This is a genomic window from Demequina lutea (assembly GCF_013409005.1).
In the GTDB taxonomy this organism is placed as follows: domain Bacteria; phylum Actinomycetota; class Actinomycetes; order Actinomycetales; family Demequinaceae; genus Demequina; species Demequina lutea.
Genome location: NZ_JACBZO010000001.1, coordinates 220054 through 234361, shown reverse-complemented (window position 1 = coordinate 234361; position 14308 = coordinate 220054). Strand labels below are relative to the sequence as shown.

The window sequence follows — 14308 nt, the reverse complement described above, 5'->3', positions numbered from 1 at the left end:
CGATGCGCGCCACCACCCGCAAGGGCTTCAGGGACCTCGCCAGGCAACGCGCCCAAGTGAGCGCGGTCGGCGTGACGATCATGCTGGGCGTCATGCTTTATGTCGCCACCGCCGGCGCCTTCTTGAACCTCAGTGACTCCTACCGACAGACTTACGACCGCCTGCACTTCGCCGACCTGATCGCCACCGGACCCGACGCACAGGCCGTGGCCGATGCGGCGCTCACCGCGGGCGCCACCGCCGCGATCACCCGGATCCAAGCCGACCCACCCATGCGGATCAACGGCACGGCCTTGGTGGGCCGAGTGATCTCGCTCCCCGACTCCGGTCAGGCAGCCGTCGACAACGTGGACATGATCGCCGGTTCCTACCTCGATCCTGGCGCCGGTAAGAATAGCGGCGCCGACCAGGTGCTGCTTGAGAAGCACGCCGCCGATACGTTCGGCCTCAAGCCGGGCGACACCCTGGAGGTGTTTGGAGGGGGCACATGGCACACGGCCACCGTGCAGGGGATCGTGGTCTCACCCGAATACATTTGGGCGGCCCGCAGCCGCCAGGAGGTCATCGCCGACCCCAACTCGTTCGCCGTGGTCTTTGCTAGCGAGAGCCTCGCCCACAGTTGGCTCGGCGCCACACCCACTCAAGCGCTTGCGTTGCTGCCGCCAGGCACGAACGCCGACGCTTCGGGCCCCGTCGCGACCGCGATGCGGGGGGCGGGCGCACACGACGTGGTCACGTGGCGCGAACAGGCATCCCAAGCCACTCTTCAGGAGGACCTCAACGGCTTCAAGGAGATGTCCGTGGCGTTCCCGCTGCTGTTCCTCACAGCCGCAGGCGTCTCGTCGTATGTGATGCTCGCGCGACGCATCCTGCGCGAGCGACCCATCATCGGCACGCTCATGGCCTCGGGCGCACGGCGCGGCCGGGTGCTCCGCCACTACCTTTCCCAAGGAGTGATCGTGGGCCTCGGTGGGGCGGTCGTCGGCGTGATCCTCGGCGCCGCGGCAAATGGGGCGGTGACGTCCGCATACACGGGCGCGCTGGGCATCCCTGACACCGTCGTGCGCACTCACGCGTGGATGCTGGTGGCCGGCCTCGCATTCGGCGTCGTGGTCGGCCTGCTGGGCGCTTTCGGTCCCGCCCTGACCGCGTCCCGCACCGCCCCCGCGGAGGCCATGCGGCAGAGCGCCATGCCCCTCAAACCCGGATCGTGGAGCCGATTCGTGGCCCGGCTGAGCGGCCTACCCGTCAGCACCCGCATGGCGCTACGCGACGTGGGTCGCAACCGCAGGCGGACGCTCGCCACCGCGCTCGGCGGCGTACTCGCGCTCGTGATCGTCATCGCCTCGGTGGGGATGATGACCAGCATGCTCGATGCTCTGCACATCCAGTACCACGACGTTTCCACACAGGACGCGACCGTCACGGTTGCCTCGGGCGGCGTCAGCGCCGATGCCCTCGCGGCCGTCCCCGGCGTCACCGCGGTCGAGCCCACCGTGGTGGGAAACGCGACAGCCGTCTCCGGCGACAGGAGTTATGCGACCACGCTCCAGGGATTCGAGCCTGGCACCGCCATGCACGGGTTCCTCGCGCCCGACGGCTCATCGGTGGCCCTGCCCAAGGACGGCGTGCTTGCCGGCCAAGCCCTCACCGGAATCCTTCACGTCAAGGTGGGCGACACCATCACCCTGACCATCGGCGGCAAGGATCATCAGGTGGTCTTGGCCGGCCTTGTCGACGAGCCGCTCGGCACGGCCCTCTATGCGACCAACGCCGTTGCGTCCGGCATCGTCCCCTCCCAGGGCCTCGACACCTACCTCCTGAGCCTCGATTCCGGCGCAAATCACACCCAGCTCCGCAACCAGATCACCGGGATGAATGGAGTGGTCGCATATCAGGACGCCAATGCGATCGTGGGCATCGTCGACCAGTACCTGGGCCTGTTCTATGCGTTCATCGGCGTGATGATCGCGCTGGGTTCGGTACTCGCGCTCGCCATGATCTACGTCACGATGGCGGTCAGCGTGGCGGAGCGCACGGGCGAACTGGCGACCCTCAGGGCCGCGGGCGTGAGCGTCGGCAAGGTGGCGCGCACTATCGCGACCGAGAACCTGCTGGCAACCACTCTCGGGCTCCCGTTCGGGCTTGGCCTGGGCGTGCTGGCGGCGCGGGCGTTCCTCGCGTCGTTCTCGAACGACCTGTTCAATCTGCAACTCAGCATGCCGTGGTGGATGCTGCCCGCATGCGCCGTCGGCGTGCTCGCGGCGGCCGGGCTTTCGCAATGGCCAGCAGTGAGGTCGGTGCGCCGGGTGGACGTGGCGAAGGTGGTGCGGGAGCGCGCCGCCTAACGTTACCCCTAGGCCCCCGGCTGAACCGCCTGCACCGTGAGCAAGTGGACGTCGGCGTTGAGGCACGCCGTGTCACTAGTGTCCGCGATGAACTGGGCGTGGGTCTCGCCCGGTGCGTAGACGCGAAGCCCGTCGGAGGCCGACGGCTGACAACTGGCGGCATCGAAGTTCTCCGCGACGGTGATCTTCAGCGGGGCATGAGCCGAACCCCCGGGTGCGAGGGTCACGGTCGCCGCGGGAACCGACGTATCGAAGTCCGCAGGCGCCCCCAGTTGCGTCCCATTCCCGTTGCCTACGAACGAGACGCCGGGCCGGCCGTAGAGGGTGCAACTGGTGGAGCCGGTGTTCGTGAACACGATGTACGGGAATCTGCTTCCCGCACCGGCGCCGCCCCCCGCCGTCAGCGTCAGGTCAAGGTGCGCCGAGGTGCAGCGTGTGGGGCTCGCGGCGGGGGTCGGTGGAGGTGCCGCTGCTGCGCTTGGACCGATCGTCGCAGTGGGCGTCCCCGCGGAGGACGCAGTCGCGGTCGCCGTCGCAATCGCGGTCGCCGGCACGGACGTCTCGGTCGCCGAATGAGTTGCGGACGATGTGGACGACGAAGGCGCGGAGGACGTGCATGCGGCGAGCGCCAGCACCGCGAGCGCGCTCGTGCCGACCCCAAGCACCCGCTTGATGGCCGCTCGGCGTGAACGATGAGCAAAGAGAGCCACGCCTTGCAGTATTGCGCGCCTCACCGCGACAACTCAAGTGGTGAGGCGTACACGCACGGTTACCTGCGGCTACACACCCCTCGCGTGAAGCAGGTCGTGACGAACCAGGATCTCGTCGCGGGCGGGGCCCACTCCGATGGCCGACATGCGGCAACCGGAGATCTCCTCGAGCGCGATCACGTAGTCCTGAGCGGTCTGCGGGAGTTCCTCGAATGAGCGGGCCTTCGAGATGTCCTCGGTCCAGCCGGGGAACGTCTCGTAGATCGGCACGGCCGCGGCAAAGTCTGCCTGGTCCTGAGGCAGCTCGTCGAAGCGCACGCCGTTGACGTCGTAGGCGACGCAGACGGGAATTTCGTCGAGGCCCGTGAGCACGTCGAGCTTGGTGAGCACGAAGTCGGTGAGGCCGTTGATGCGCGACGCGTAACGTGCGACCACCGCGTCGTACCAACCACAGCGGCGCGGACGCCCGGTGGTGGTGCCGAACTCGTGGCCGATGTCACGCAGGCGCTCACCGAACTTGTCGAGCAGCTCGGTGGGGAATGGGCCCTCGCCGACGCGCGTCGTGTACGCCTTGACGATGCCGATGACGGCGTCGATCTTGGTGGGGCCAACGCCCGAACCCGTGCAGGCCCCGCCCGCCGTCGCGTTGGACGACGTCACGAACGGGTACGTGCCGTGGTCGACGTCGAGCATCGTCGCCTGACCGCCCTCGAAAAGCACATTCTTGCCCGCGTCGAGCGCCTGATTGAGCAAGAGCGAGGTGTCGGCCACCATCGGCGCCAAGCGCTCGCGGTACGAGAGCAGCTCGTCGGCCACCTCGTCGACCGTGATGGCACGCCGGTTGTAGACCTTGACGAGCAGGTGATTCTTCATCGCCAGCGCGCCCTCGATCTTGTCGCGCAGGACCGCCTCATCGAAGAGGTCGCCCATGCGGATGCCGAGGCGGTTGATCTTGTCGGCGTAGGCGGGACCGATGCCCCTGCCGGTCGTGCCAATCTTGCGGCTGCCCAAGAAGCGCTCGGTGACCTGGTCCAGGGTGCGCGCGTAGGGCGCGATCACGTGGGCCGCATTCGAGATCAGCAACTTGGAGGGGTCCACTCCGCGCGCGATGAGCTCGTCGAGCTCCCCCATCAGCACGGAGATATCAACCACGACGCCGTTGCCGATCACGGGAATGACCCCAGGCGTGAGAATGCCCGAAGGCAACAGGTGCAGGGCGAACTTCTGATCGCCAATCACGACAGTGTGACCGGCGTTGTTTCCGCCATTGAACTTCACCACGTAGTCGACGCGGGAGCCAAGAACGTCTGTGGCCTTGCCCTTACCCTCGTCGCCCCACTGGGCTCCTACAATCACGACACCTGGCATCGTGTACTCCCCTCACCCGGTCACCGCCGGGGCTTGGTTGTTACTGAAACGTGCGAACGCCCCCGGTGTCCAACGACTCCGGGGGCGTTCCGCGAAATCGTGGTACCTAGATCTTCTTGCCGGCGGAGCCGAGCTGCTGGCAAGCCTCGACCACACGGGCCGCCATGCCTGCCTCGGCCGCCTTGCCCCATGCACGGGGGTCGTAGACCTTCTTGTTACCCCACTCGCCGTCGACCTTGAGGACGCCATCGTAGTTCTTCATCATGTGGTCAACCACGGGACGCGTGTACGCGTACTGCGTATCCGTGTCGACGTTCATCTTGATGACGCCGTGTGACACAGCGGTCGCGATGTCTTCCGCAGACGAGCCGGAGCCGCCGTGGAAGACGAGGTCGAAGGGCATGTTCTTGCCCACCTTGGCGCCAACCTCGGCCTGGATCTCGCCGAGCAGTTCGGGACGCAGCTTGACGGCGCCCGGCTTGTACGCGCCGTGCACGTTGCCGAACGTGAGGGCCGTCATGTAGCGGCCCTTCTCGCCAAGACCGAGTGCCTCGATGGTCTTGAGGCCGTCCTCGGCCGTGGTGTACAGCTTGTCGTTGACCTCGGCGGCGTGGCCGTCCTCTTCGCCACCGACAACGCCGATTTCGATCTCGAGGATGATATTCGCGGCCTGGGCGAGCTCGAGGAGTTCGGCAGCCATGATCAGGTTCTCTGCCATCGGCACGGACGAGCCGTCCCACATGTGCGACTGGAAGATCGGCAGGCCGCCGGCCTTGACCTTCGCGGTCGATGCGGCGAGGAGGGGGCGCAGCCAGGAGTCGACGTACGTGGCGTGGCAGTGGTCGGTGTGGAGCGCAACGGTGACGCCGTAGCTGTCCGCGACCTCGCGGGTGTACGCGGCGAGGGCGAGCGAACCGATGACCGGGTCCTTGATTGTCGAACCGGAAGCGTACTGACCGCCACCCACGGAAACCTGAATGATGCCGTCAGACTCGGCCTCCGCGAAGCCCTGAATGGCCGCGGTGATGCTCGAGGACGACGTGATGTTGATTGCGGGGAATGCATAGCCGCCGGCCTTGGCGGCGTCCAGCATTGCGTTGTAGGACTCGGGTGTGGCGAGGGCCATGCGTCTCTCCTGAACGTCAGAAATGTGAAAGGGAACCGTTGGCTATTGTGTCAGAAATGAAGGGTGCCCGCCGCTGGCCTTAGGTCCTTGGCGTCACCGCGCGGGCGAGGACGATCCTGGCGGTTCCTGCGAAGGGGGCTCGGGTGCGAAGGTCTGTGCCGACGGCATGAACGTCTGCGGCGCGAACGATGCGGGTGGCGCATTCATAGCGCTGCGATCCTGGGCCTGACGGTAGATGTCCTTCGCTCTCGCGATTTCGCTGCCGACCGAAGCGGCGGCCTCCTTCGCGCCAAACGAAGTGAAGGCAACCAGTTTGGACACGATGATGACCGCGAAGCCCGAGAGAAAACATGCCAGGGCTCCCGCCATACCGTCGCGTCCCGACACTGCGTAGATCGGCGCCGCGAAGATCACGCCGAATCCCACCAACTCGGCGATCGATAACAAGGCGCGCGGCCACGACGTGCTTTGTGACAGGGTGCGCAATCCCGATCCGGCCAAGAAACTCCATGCGATCGCCGCGAAGATGATCACCGCCGCCTTCATCTCGCCGCTGGATACGTTGGTCACGGTCCCACCGCTAGTGGTCACGTCGCCTGATCCGGACTGCGTGGCCATGTAGATGAACAACCCGGCGAACAGCACTAGCCCGAGCCCAAAAAGCACTCGAGACGCCCACACCAAGGCTCTGGTCGCATTCATCGAACGTCACCCCCCATGACCCACCTCCAGGTCTCCATGCTGGCGCACCCACGCGTGCATGGCAATCGCCGCCGCCGCGCCCGCGTTGATCGACCGCGTCGAGCCATACTGCGCGATCGCGAGAGTCGCATCGGCCGCCTCTCTCACGGCGTCGGTGAGCCCGATGCTTTCCTGGCCGAACACGAGCACGCAAGCGGTGGGTAGCTGGTAGGTCTCGAGAGGCACCGAGCCCTGCAGGTTGTCGATGCCGATGACGGGCAGGCCTTCGCCGTGCGCCCAGGCGACGAACTCCTCGACCGTCGGGTGATGGCGAACGTGCTGGTAGCGGTCCGTCACCATCGCGCCGCGCCTGTTCCAGCGCTTATTACCCACGATGTGCACCTCGCGCGCCGCGAACGCATTCGCCGTGCGCACCACGGAGCCGATGTTGAAGTCGTGTTGCCAGTTCTCGATCGCGACGTGGAACGGGTGCCTCAGAGTGTCGAGGTCCGCGACTATCGCGTCGTGGCGCCAATAGCGGTAGCGGTCGACGACGTTGCGCCTGTCTCCCTCGCGCAGCAGGTCGGGGTCGAGCCGCGGGTCCTCGGGCCACTCGCCCTCCCACGAGCCGACGCCGTGACCCGGTTCCGTGTCGGACTCCCGCGCGTCCGCGTCCGCGCCTGGGCCGTTTGGCGTGCTCAATCCGCTCACGCGAGTTCCACCGTCAGCGCCGCGGCCGATGCCCGCGCCGTCGCCCTGGCCGCGTCGACACCGGCGCCGTGATCCATAGCGCCCCCGCCCACGGCGCGCGCGAGCGTCACGCCCACGCGGCGTCGGCCGTCGACCCTGGGCTTGCCGAAGAGGCGCAGGTCGGTGCCCGCCACCGCGAGCGCATCGGCAACGCCGTGGAAGACGGGCACGCCACTGCCCTCCGCGAGGACGGCGCACGATGCGGCAGGGACGCACGGCGTCTCGTGCACGGGGAGGCCAAGGATCGCCCGCGCGTGCAGGGCGAACTCGCTGAGGTCCTGAGAGACGAGCGTGACCAGCCCCGTGTCGTGCGGGCGGGGAGAGACCTCGGAGAAGAGCACGTCGTCGCCGCGCACGAACAGCTCGACGCCGAACACTCCCCAGCCGCCCAGCGCCTCCGTCACCGCACCCGCGATCCGCCGCGCGGCCGCGAGCGCCGCATCGGACATCGGCTGGGGTTGCCAGGACTCGCGATAGTCGCCGTCGACCTGGGTGTGCCCGATCGGGTCCAGGTAGGTGGTGCCTCCCGCGTGCCGAACGGTGAGTTGAGTGATCTCGTAGTCGAAGTCGACAAAGCCCTCGACGATCACGCGCGTCCCCGCGGCCCTGGCACCACCCATGGCGTAATCCCAGGCGTGCGCCACGTCGCTCGACTCGCGCACCACGGACTGGCCCTTGCCGGACGACGACATCACTGGCTTGACCACACAAGGCACGCCCACCTCGGCGACGGCGGCCTCGAGGTCGGCGAGCGAGTCGACGAAGCGATATGGCGAGGTGGGCAGGCCAAGCTCCTCGGCCGCAAGCCTGCGGATTCCCTCGCGGTTCATCGTCAGCCGCGTGGCCCTTGCCGTGGGTACGACGGTCACTCCCCCGGCCTCGATGTCGGCGAGCGCCTCGGTGGCGATGGCCTCGATCTCCGGGATCACCAGGTGCGGGCGCTCCAGGGCGACCACCGCGCGCAAAGCATCGGCGTCGAGCATGTCGAGAACATGGGCGCGGTGCGCGACCTGCATCGCGGGAGCATCGGCGTACCGATCGCAAGCGATGACCTCGACGCCGAGGCGCATGAGCTCGATCGCCACCTCCTTGCCCAACTCGCCCGAGCCGAGCAACAAGGCGCGCGTAGCGCCGGGACTGAGCGGGGTGCCGATGGAGGTCATGTCGCCATTGTTCCAGGTTGCGGGTTCGAGGCCGCAGGCCCTCTCGCACCGCCGCAGAGATTCAGCAGAAATCACCTGAATCTCATGTAAGCCGCGTAGCCTAGGCGCGTGCTTACCACCATGCTTCCCACACTCGGCCCCAGCTGGCTCAACGCGGACACCCTGCTCAACGACCTCATCGACCGCTACGGCACGTGGGCGATCGTGGCCATTTGCGCGGTGATCATCATCGAGACGGGCCTGCTCTTTCCGTTCCTGCCCGGCGATTCCCTGCTCTTCACCGCAGGCCTCTTCACCGGGACCGCGCAGATTCACCTGCCGATCTGGGCGGTCGCCGCGATCCTCGGCGGGGCCGCGTTCATTGGACCCCAATCCGGCTACTGGATCGGGCGCGTCAGCGGCCCCAAGATCTTCAACCGTCCCGACTCGCGCTTCTTCAAGAAGGCGTACGTAGACCGCACTCACGCGTTCTTTGAGCGCTACGGTGGCCGCGCCATCATCCTCGCGCAGTTCGTGCCCTTCGTGCGCACCTACATTCCCGTCGCGGCGGGCGTCGGCAAGATGTCGTACCCGCGCTTCGTGCGCTTCAACGTCATCGGCGCTCTTTCGTGGGGAGTGGGCGTGACCATGCTCGGCTACTGGCTGGGCCGGTTCGCCGTGGTCAAGAACAACATCGACGTGGCACTCGTGCTGGTGGTCGCCGTCTCGCTCATCCCGATCGCTGTCGAGTGGATTAGGCACCGGGTCGACGCGCGCAAGGTCGTCGCCGCATTGACCGAGGACTAGGCGGCCGCGATTTGGCCTGCAACGCGACCCCTCAGATCGTCAATCAGAAACGGGGGCACCAGCGCGGCGACGTCCTGCAGCATGCCAACCACCGTGTTCGGCTCGGTGAGGTCGCTCGCTTGAGGTGCAAAGGACATGAGACGTTCGCCCTGGAAGATCGCCGCGCGGTCTCGCACGTCGGCGTGCATGAACCGCCCGATCATCGGCCCCGTCAGGATCGCGTGCGCCACCCGCTCGTCGTTGGCCCGCACGCGCCACCTGGCATTGAACTGGGCCGACTCGGTGTTGAGATCGTGCCCCGCGAGCGAACCCAAGGCGCGAAGCCACGCTGAATCCGGCGTGATCCGCACGTGAGGGAACGGGGCGGGTACGGGAATCCACGTCACCTGGAAGCTGTGCGTCGTCTTGGTGGTGTTGCCATTCGCGTCGCGCGTCTCGGTCTCGTAGGAGTACGCGAAACTCTGGAACGGGTCGCCCGCGTGATTGCCAGCGACCACATCCCGCGCGCGCCGGTTCTGCCCCTTGCCGAACGGGTCACCAACGAATGAGTCGACCAGGGAGTGGTCCTCGCCCACATAGCTCAGGCCGTTGACGGTCACGATCGCCGCGATGGATTCGCGGCGGCGGCGTGAGGCTCGCACGCCAAAGACCACGGCGCCGATCATGACGGCTACGACCACCACAAAGAACACGATGAAAATGGTGGGGAAAATGTAGAACAAACCCGAAGAGAGACCTGAGTTGGGGTCCATCTTCTACACCTCCAGGACGTCGAGTCCTAGAACTTCACCTCGGGCGTGGCCCGCACGGCCTGGTCGTCCACCTCGAAGTACTCGGCCTTGGCAAAGTGGAACATCCCCGCGATCACGTTGGTCGGGAAGACCTCGATCTTGGTGTTGAGCTCACGCACGTTCGCGTTGTAGAAACGACGCCCAGCAGCGATGCGGTCCTCGGTGTTGGTCAGCTCCTGCTGGAGCTGCTGGAACCCGATGTTCGCCTTGAGGTCGGGGTAGGCCTCGGCGACGGCGAACAGTCGCCCGAGCGCCTGGGTCAGCACGTTCTCCTGAGCGGCCTGCTGGGCCACCGTGGATCCGGGAGCGGCCGCGGCGGTGCGAGCCGCCGTAACGGCCTCAAAGGTCCCGCTCTCGTGCTTCGCGTAACCCTTGACCGTCTCGACGAGGTTCGGGATGAGGTCGTGCCTGCGCTGCAGTTCGACGTCGATCTGCTTCCACGATTCCTGAACCAGGTTCCGGAGCCGCACGAGCCCGTTGTATTGGGCGGTGGCCCACAGCGCGACGATAACCACAACGGCCACAGTGATGATGATGGCTGGCACAAATGCTCCCTCAGTAGGTATAGCGCCGATGCTATATCGCGTCGGGGTCAAACGCGACGGGCGTGCCAGGCTGCGCCGCAGGTGGCTCTCCGGTACGCGCGGCGTCGATCCACTTCTGTTGCTTGCGCGGCTTGGCAGTGCGCCGGTACTCCTCATCCGCCGCGAGCATCTCGGGGTTGTAGCCATGGGTGAGAGCGCCAGGCGTCACGGCGGAGGGCAGTGGGCCAATCGAGTTGGCGAGGTGCCCGTAATCCTCGATCGTGTGCTCCGGCAAGAAGCGCGCGACGGCAAGGATCCCGCTCAGTCGCTCCGCGAGCGAATCGATGCCCTTGGAGTCGTCGTCGATCCGTACGCCGAAGCCCCTCTCGAACAGGAGGGGCGCCTTCGACTCCATCGCCTCAAGCCTGGCGAGCGCGCGCGGGTTCAGCATCTCGTACGCGACCTTTGGGTTATCTGCGAGCACCCTCCACGAGCGGTTGAACGCGCTCGACTCGAAGTCGATATCCGCGCCACCGAACACCTTCGCGAGGCGAGAGCCGAGGCCTTCGGGAACAAGCATCAGCCGTGGGAGCTCGTCGGGAAGTCGCACCGCCGCGACGCGGTGCGAACCCGTGACGTAGTTGTCCCTGTCGACGCGCTTGCGCCACTCGAACAATCCGTCGAAGCACTCGTACCCACCGAAGCGCCCCGTGACGACCTGGGTGTAGGTCATCTCTTGGGCGTCGAAGGGAGGGGTCTTCAGGCCCGCGAAGAGGCCATTGAGGCTCTCCTGGAAGGTCCAGTTGCTCAGGCTGGCAAAGGTCTGCGCCGCAGCACGCTCGCGGCTACGCTTCCGTTCCGACGCGAACAGGCCGATGCCGAGCGCCACCAGCGCGGCAAGAATGAGGTAGACCGTCACGCGGGTGAGCGGGAGGTAGACGAACGCGAAACTCGCGATCGCGCCGAGCACGCCCGCCATGCTCCGCACGAGATTGCGCCCCGTGAGCATGCCGGACCACCGCATGACTACGCCAAACCCAGGTCCGCGAGTCCGTAGAGAGACAGGTACGGCAGGCCCTCGGCCTCGACCTTCTCTCGCGCACCCGTGTCCCTGTCGACGATGACGGCAACGGCGACGACGTTCGCCCCAGCCTCGCGGAGCGCCTCGACGGCGGTCAGGACCGAGCCGCCTGTGGTCGAGGTGTCCTCGACCGCGACGACGTTCTTGCCCGCCACGTCGGGCCCCTCGACGCGGCGCTGGAGGCCGTGTGCCTTCGACTCCTTGCGCACCACGAAGGCGTCGAGCTCGAGCCCCCTCGAGGCGGCCGCATGCAGGAGCGCGGCGGCGACCGGGTCGGCACCCAGGGTCAGGCCACCCACGGCGTCTACCTCGGCGGGGCCGAAGCCGGCCTCCTCGAGCGCATCGAGCAGCAGGTGACCCACGAGCGGTGCGGCCGCGTGGTGCAGGGTGATGCGGCGCAGGTCGACGTAATAGTCGGCCTCCTTGCCGGAGGACAGCGTCACTCGGCCGCGCACCACGGCCAATTCGGTGATGAGGTCGCGCAATTGCTCGCGAGGAGTGTTCAAGGTCATGGCCGCAAGCCTATCGAGACGAAGCGTCGAGGGGACGCGCGCCGCCACGACCGGAAATCAATGCGTTCCGTGCCTAAACCTCTGCGATCAGGAGAATTTGGCGCGTAGGGCGACCGGAATCAACGCGTCGATTTCGCGCAGGGCCGCGGCCGACACGTCCGTGTGCATCACGATGTCCTCAAGTGGCACCGCGTCGTCAACCAAGCCGATGCGTCCCTTTTCGAAGAAGACGGATCTGCCCATCAGGTCGGGTCGCATGAAGCGCTCCTTCATCTGCGGGTGCATGATCGCTTGGCCGACGCTTTCATCCGCAGCTCTCACGTTGGTGGTGTCCGCGCCCGCCTCGACCTCGACCTCGACCTCGAGCTTGGGCAGCTTGGGCCCACCGACAATCATCGTCACTCGCTTCGTGTGGTCGCTCTTGTGCTCGCCGGATCCCGTCGTCCACCTGTACGTGAAGGACACGAGGCGCTTGTCGGCCGACCGGATCACGTCTTCGCAACGACGGTGACTGCCTGCACCGAATGGCGCCGCGGTCAGCCCCGCCACCACCTGATCGCCGCGCACGGTAAGGTTCCAGTCCCGCTCGGACAGTGGGCCTGCGAGCGACGCGGTAGCCGCCTTGCGCTTGCGCCCGTCCAAGACGACCCACGCGCCGACCCCGCCGACCATCCCCAGGATGAGTACGGTCGCGATGATGGGTTCCATGATTACCTCCGCTATGGCAGCGAGCGACGCTCCCGCTCAGGTTGATAGGGTCCCACGTCTGCGCGGATAGAGCCACGTAGGGGCGCGGCGACGGCGCCTCCGTCGGGGCTGAGCCGCTAGACCCGGTTGCGGCCCGCCGCCGCCCGCACCCACGTGCGAGGGAGCACCTTCACGATGCCTGCGAGCGCGCCGTAGCGCACAGATGGCGTCACCAGGACCTGCCTGCGGCGGACCGCTGCCAGGGCGGCGCTCACGACATCCTCGGCCTCGAGCCACGCGAATTCGGGCAGTTCGTCGTAATCGCCGAGCTCGGCCCGCTCGTGGAACTCGGTGTGGGTGAGGCCAGGCAGCACCGCAGTGGCGCTCACACCCGTCCCCTTGAGTTGAGAGGCGAGGCCCTCGGTGAACGACGTCACCCAGGCCTTGTGCGCCGCGTAGGTTCCGTTGCCCAGCCAACCCGCGATCGACGAGACGTTGAGGATCGCCCCTCGGCCCCTCGATGACATCGCGCCTGCCGCGGCGTGAGAGAGGACGAGGACCGCACGCACCATGACATCGAGAGCCGCAACCTCGTCGGCGACGTCGGTCTCCAGGAAGCCGGCCTTCAGTGCGTAGCCGGCGTTGTTCACGAGGAGGTCGATCGGGCGGTCCTTGTCCGCGATGCGCGCGGCTACGGCAGCCGTTCCCTCCTGCGTGGAGAGGTCCGCCACGAGCACCTCGACGGCCACGTTCGTGGCGCCCGCGAGCAACTGCGCCATTTCCGAGAGCCTGTCTTTGGAGCGCGCCACGAGGACGACGTCTCGCCCGGCCGATGCCAATTGCCAAGCGAATTCCTCGCCAAGACCCGAACTTGCTCCCGTGATGAGTGCTGTAGCCACGGCACCAGGCTACGCGGGCCGCGCGGGTACCGTGGTGCCCATGCGCATCGCCACGTGGAACGTGAACTCACTCCGTGCCCGAGTAGACCGCGTGGTCGAGTTCCTCGAGAGGTCTCACGTGGACGTCTTGCTGATTCAGGAAACCAAGTGCAAGCCGGAGCAGGCACCGCTCGCAACCCTTGAGGCAGCGGGCTACGAGGTCGCGACGCACGGGCTCAATCAATGGAACGGCGTGGCCATCGCGTCGCGAGTCGGCCTGGCCGATGTTCGGATCGGCTTCGAAGGCCAACCAGCCTTCGGCAAGCCGGGTCAGGACGCCGTTGTCGAGGCGCGCGCTCTCGGCGCACTGTGCGGAGGCGTCGACGTGTGGAGTGTCTACGTACCCAACGGTCGAGGAATCGACGACCCCCACTATGCATATAAGCGGACGTTCTTGCAGGCCCTCGCCGGCACGGCGGCAGGCTGGGCGAGCCGCCCCACCGTGATCGGCGGCGACTTCAATGTTGCTCCGCTCGCGACCGACATCTGGAATGAGGATGATCCCGAGGCGGCCACTCACGTCACGGCGGAGGTGAGGCACGACCTCGACCTGCTCGCCCACGCGGGCTACGAAGAGCTCAGCAGAACCTTCATCCCTGACGAACGCACATACACGTTCTGGGACTACAAGCAACTGCGGTTTCCACGAAACGAGGGGCTACGCATCGACTTCCTCTACGCCTCGCGGGCCCTCGCATCTCTCGCCACCGCATGCGAGATTGACAGGAACGAGCGCAAGGGCACAGGGGCGTCCGACCACGTTCCCGTCATCGCCGATTTCGACCTTGTCGTCAGCGATTTTTCGTAGGCGCATTGTCGATGGCGACGAGTGGCCCGCTACCG

15 protein-coding genes are annotated in these 14308 nt (G+C 66.7%); 3 read left to right on the top strand and 12 right to left on the bottom strand.

The genetic code is table 11. The annotated features are described in order from the left end of the window. Nucleotides 1-2 precede the first annotated feature (2 nt). Nucleotides 3-2348 carry an ABC transporter permease gene (locus BKA03_RS01175; RefSeq protein WP_062074945.1) on the top strand — a complete coding sequence of 782 codons (2346 nt, stop codon included), beginning with the start codon at nucleotides 3-5 and terminating at the stop codon, nucleotides 2346-2348. An 8-nt stretch (nucleotides 2349-2356) separates the two neighbouring features. Here BKA03_RS01175 and BKA03_RS01170 read toward each other — a convergent pair whose 3' ends face one another. The 6 genes from BKA03_RS01170 to purT form a co-directional block, all read right to left on the bottom strand. Beyond that, on the bottom strand, nucleotides 2357-3058 hold the full coding sequence (locus tag BKA03_RS01170) for a DUF4232 domain-containing protein (protein ID WP_062074895.1): 702 nt from the start codon (nucleotides 3056-3058) through the stop codon (nucleotides 2357-2359). Between the two features lie 69 nt (nucleotides 3059-3127). Beyond that, a complete protein-coding gene (locus tag BKA03_RS01165) occupies nucleotides 3128-4426 on the bottom strand; it encodes an adenylosuccinate synthase (protein ID WP_062074896.1) in 1299 nt (432 codons plus the stop codon). A 106-nt stretch (nucleotides 4427-4532) separates the two neighbouring features. Then, nucleotides 4533-5552 carry a class II fructose-bisphosphate aldolase gene (gene fbaA, locus BKA03_RS01160; protein ID WP_062074897.1) on the bottom strand — a complete coding sequence of 340 codons (1020 nt, stop codon included), beginning with the start codon at nucleotides 5550-5552 and terminating at the stop codon, nucleotides 4533-4535. Nucleotides 5553-5645: 93 nt separating this feature from the next. Beyond that, a complete protein-coding gene (locus BKA03_RS01155; protein WP_062074898.1) occupies nucleotides 5646-6254 on the bottom strand; it encodes a hypothetical protein in 609 nt (202 codons plus the stop codon). 6 nt (nucleotides 6255-6260) lie between these two features. Beyond that, nucleotides 6261-6935 carry a TrmH family RNA methyltransferase gene (locus BKA03_RS01150; protein ID WP_179398126.1) on the bottom strand — a complete coding sequence of 225 codons (675 nt, stop codon included), beginning with the start codon at nucleotides 6933-6935 and terminating at the stop codon, nucleotides 6261-6263. Between the two features lie 5 nt (nucleotides 6936-6940). After that, on the bottom strand, nucleotides 6941-8146 hold the full coding sequence (purT, locus tag BKA03_RS01145; RefSeq protein ID WP_062074900.1) for a formate-dependent phosphoribosylglycinamide formyltransferase: 1206 nt from the start codon (nucleotides 8144-8146) through the stop codon (nucleotides 6941-6943). Nucleotides 8147-8254: 108 nt separating this feature from the next. On the opposite strand from purT, the gene BKA03_RS01140 reads away from it, so the two are divergent. Beyond that, on the top strand, nucleotides 8255-8932 hold the full coding sequence (locus BKA03_RS01140) for a VTT domain-containing protein (protein WP_238579401.1): 678 nt from the start codon (nucleotides 8255-8257) through the stop codon (nucleotides 8930-8932). Here the strand turns inward: BKA03_RS01140 and BKA03_RS01135 are convergent. The 6 genes from BKA03_RS01135 to BKA03_RS01115 all read right to left on the bottom strand — a co-directional run bounded on the left by BKA03_RS01135 (nucleotide 8929) and on the right by BKA03_RS01115 (nucleotide 13426). Continuing rightward, complete coding sequence (locus BKA03_RS01135) at nucleotides 8929-9684, bottom strand: DUF3137 domain-containing protein (RefSeq protein WP_062074901.1); 756 nt, start codon at nucleotides 9682-9684, stop codon at nucleotides 8929-8931. The two genes, BKA03_RS01140 and BKA03_RS01135, sit on opposite strands and share 4 nt — an antisense overlap. Nucleotides 9685-9710: 26 nt before the next feature. Then, a complete protein-coding gene (locus BKA03_RS01130; protein WP_238579402.1) occupies nucleotides 9711-10268 on the bottom strand; it encodes a LemA family protein in 558 nt (185 codons plus the stop codon). 31 nt (nucleotides 10269-10299) lie between these two features. Continuing rightward, on the bottom strand, nucleotides 10300-11271 hold the full coding sequence (locus BKA03_RS15080; RefSeq protein ID WP_062074902.1) for a hypothetical protein: 972 nt from the start codon (nucleotides 11269-11271) through the stop codon (nucleotides 10300-10302). Between the two features lie 2 nt (nucleotides 11272-11273). Next, nucleotides 11274-11840 carry an orotate phosphoribosyltransferase gene (gene pyrE, locus BKA03_RS01125; protein ID WP_062074947.1) on the bottom strand — a complete coding sequence of 189 codons (567 nt, stop codon included), beginning with the start codon at nucleotides 11838-11840 and terminating at the stop codon, nucleotides 11274-11276. An 87-nt stretch (nucleotides 11841-11927) separates the two neighbouring features. Next, nucleotides 11928-12548, bottom strand: a complete 621-nt coding sequence (locus tag BKA03_RS01120; RefSeq protein WP_062074903.1) for a hypothetical protein — start codon at nucleotides 12546-12548, stop codon at nucleotides 11928-11930. 116 nt (nucleotides 12549-12664) lie between these two features. Further along, entirely contained in the window at nucleotides 12665-13426 is a 762-nt protein-coding gene (locus BKA03_RS01115) for an SDR family NAD(P)-dependent oxidoreductase (protein WP_062074904.1), read from the bottom strand. On the opposite strand from BKA03_RS01115, the gene BKA03_RS01110 reads away from it, so the two are divergent. Further along, nucleotides 13410-14273 (top strand): exodeoxyribonuclease III, encoded by an 864-nt coding sequence (locus BKA03_RS01110; RefSeq protein WP_306457073.1) that lies wholly within the window; start codon nucleotides 13410-13412, stop codon nucleotides 14271-14273. The two genes, BKA03_RS01115 and BKA03_RS01110, sit on opposite strands and share 17 nt — an antisense overlap. Nucleotides 14274-14308: the final 35 nt, after the last annotated feature.

Bases quoted from the DNA above. Each gene is read 5' to 3' on its own strand.
- BKA03_RS01175 (WP_062074945.1), top strand. From the start codon at position 3: ATGCGCGCCACCACCCGCAAGGGCTTCAGGGACCTCGCCAGGCAACGC.
- BKA03_RS01165 (WP_062074896.1), bottom strand. From the start codon at position 4,426: ATGCCAGGTGTCGTGATTGTAGGAGCCCAGTGGGGCGACGAGGGTAAG.
- fbaA (WP_062074897.1), bottom strand. From the start codon at position 5,552: ATGGCCCTCGCCACACCCGAGTCCTACAACGCAATGCTGGACGCCGCC.
- BKA03_RS01155 (WP_062074898.1), bottom strand. From the start codon at position 6,254: ATGAATGCGACCAGAGCCTTGGTGTGGGCGTCTCGAGTGCTTTTTGGG.
- purT (WP_062074900.1), bottom strand. From the start codon at position 8,146: ATGACCTCCATCGGCACCCCGCTCAGTCCCGGCGCTACGCGCGCCTTG.
- BKA03_RS01135 (WP_062074901.1), bottom strand. From the start codon at position 9,684: ATGGACCCCAACTCAGGTCTCTCTTCGGGTTTGTTCTACATTTTCCCC.
- BKA03_RS15080 (WP_062074902.1), bottom strand. From the start codon at position 11,271: ATGCGGTGGTCCGGCATGCTCACGGGGCGCAATCTCGTGCGGAGCATG.
- pyrE (WP_062074947.1), bottom strand. From the start codon at position 11,840: ATGACCTTGAACACTCCTCGCGAGCAATTGCGCGACCTCATCACCGAA.
- BKA03_RS01120 (WP_062074903.1), bottom strand. From the start codon at position 12,548: ATGGAACCCATCATCGCGACCGTACTCATCCTGGGGATGGTCGGCGGG.
- BKA03_RS01110 (WP_306457073.1), top strand. From the start codon at position 13,410: ATGAGTGCTGTAGCCACGGCACCAGGCTACGCGGGCCGCGCGGGTACC.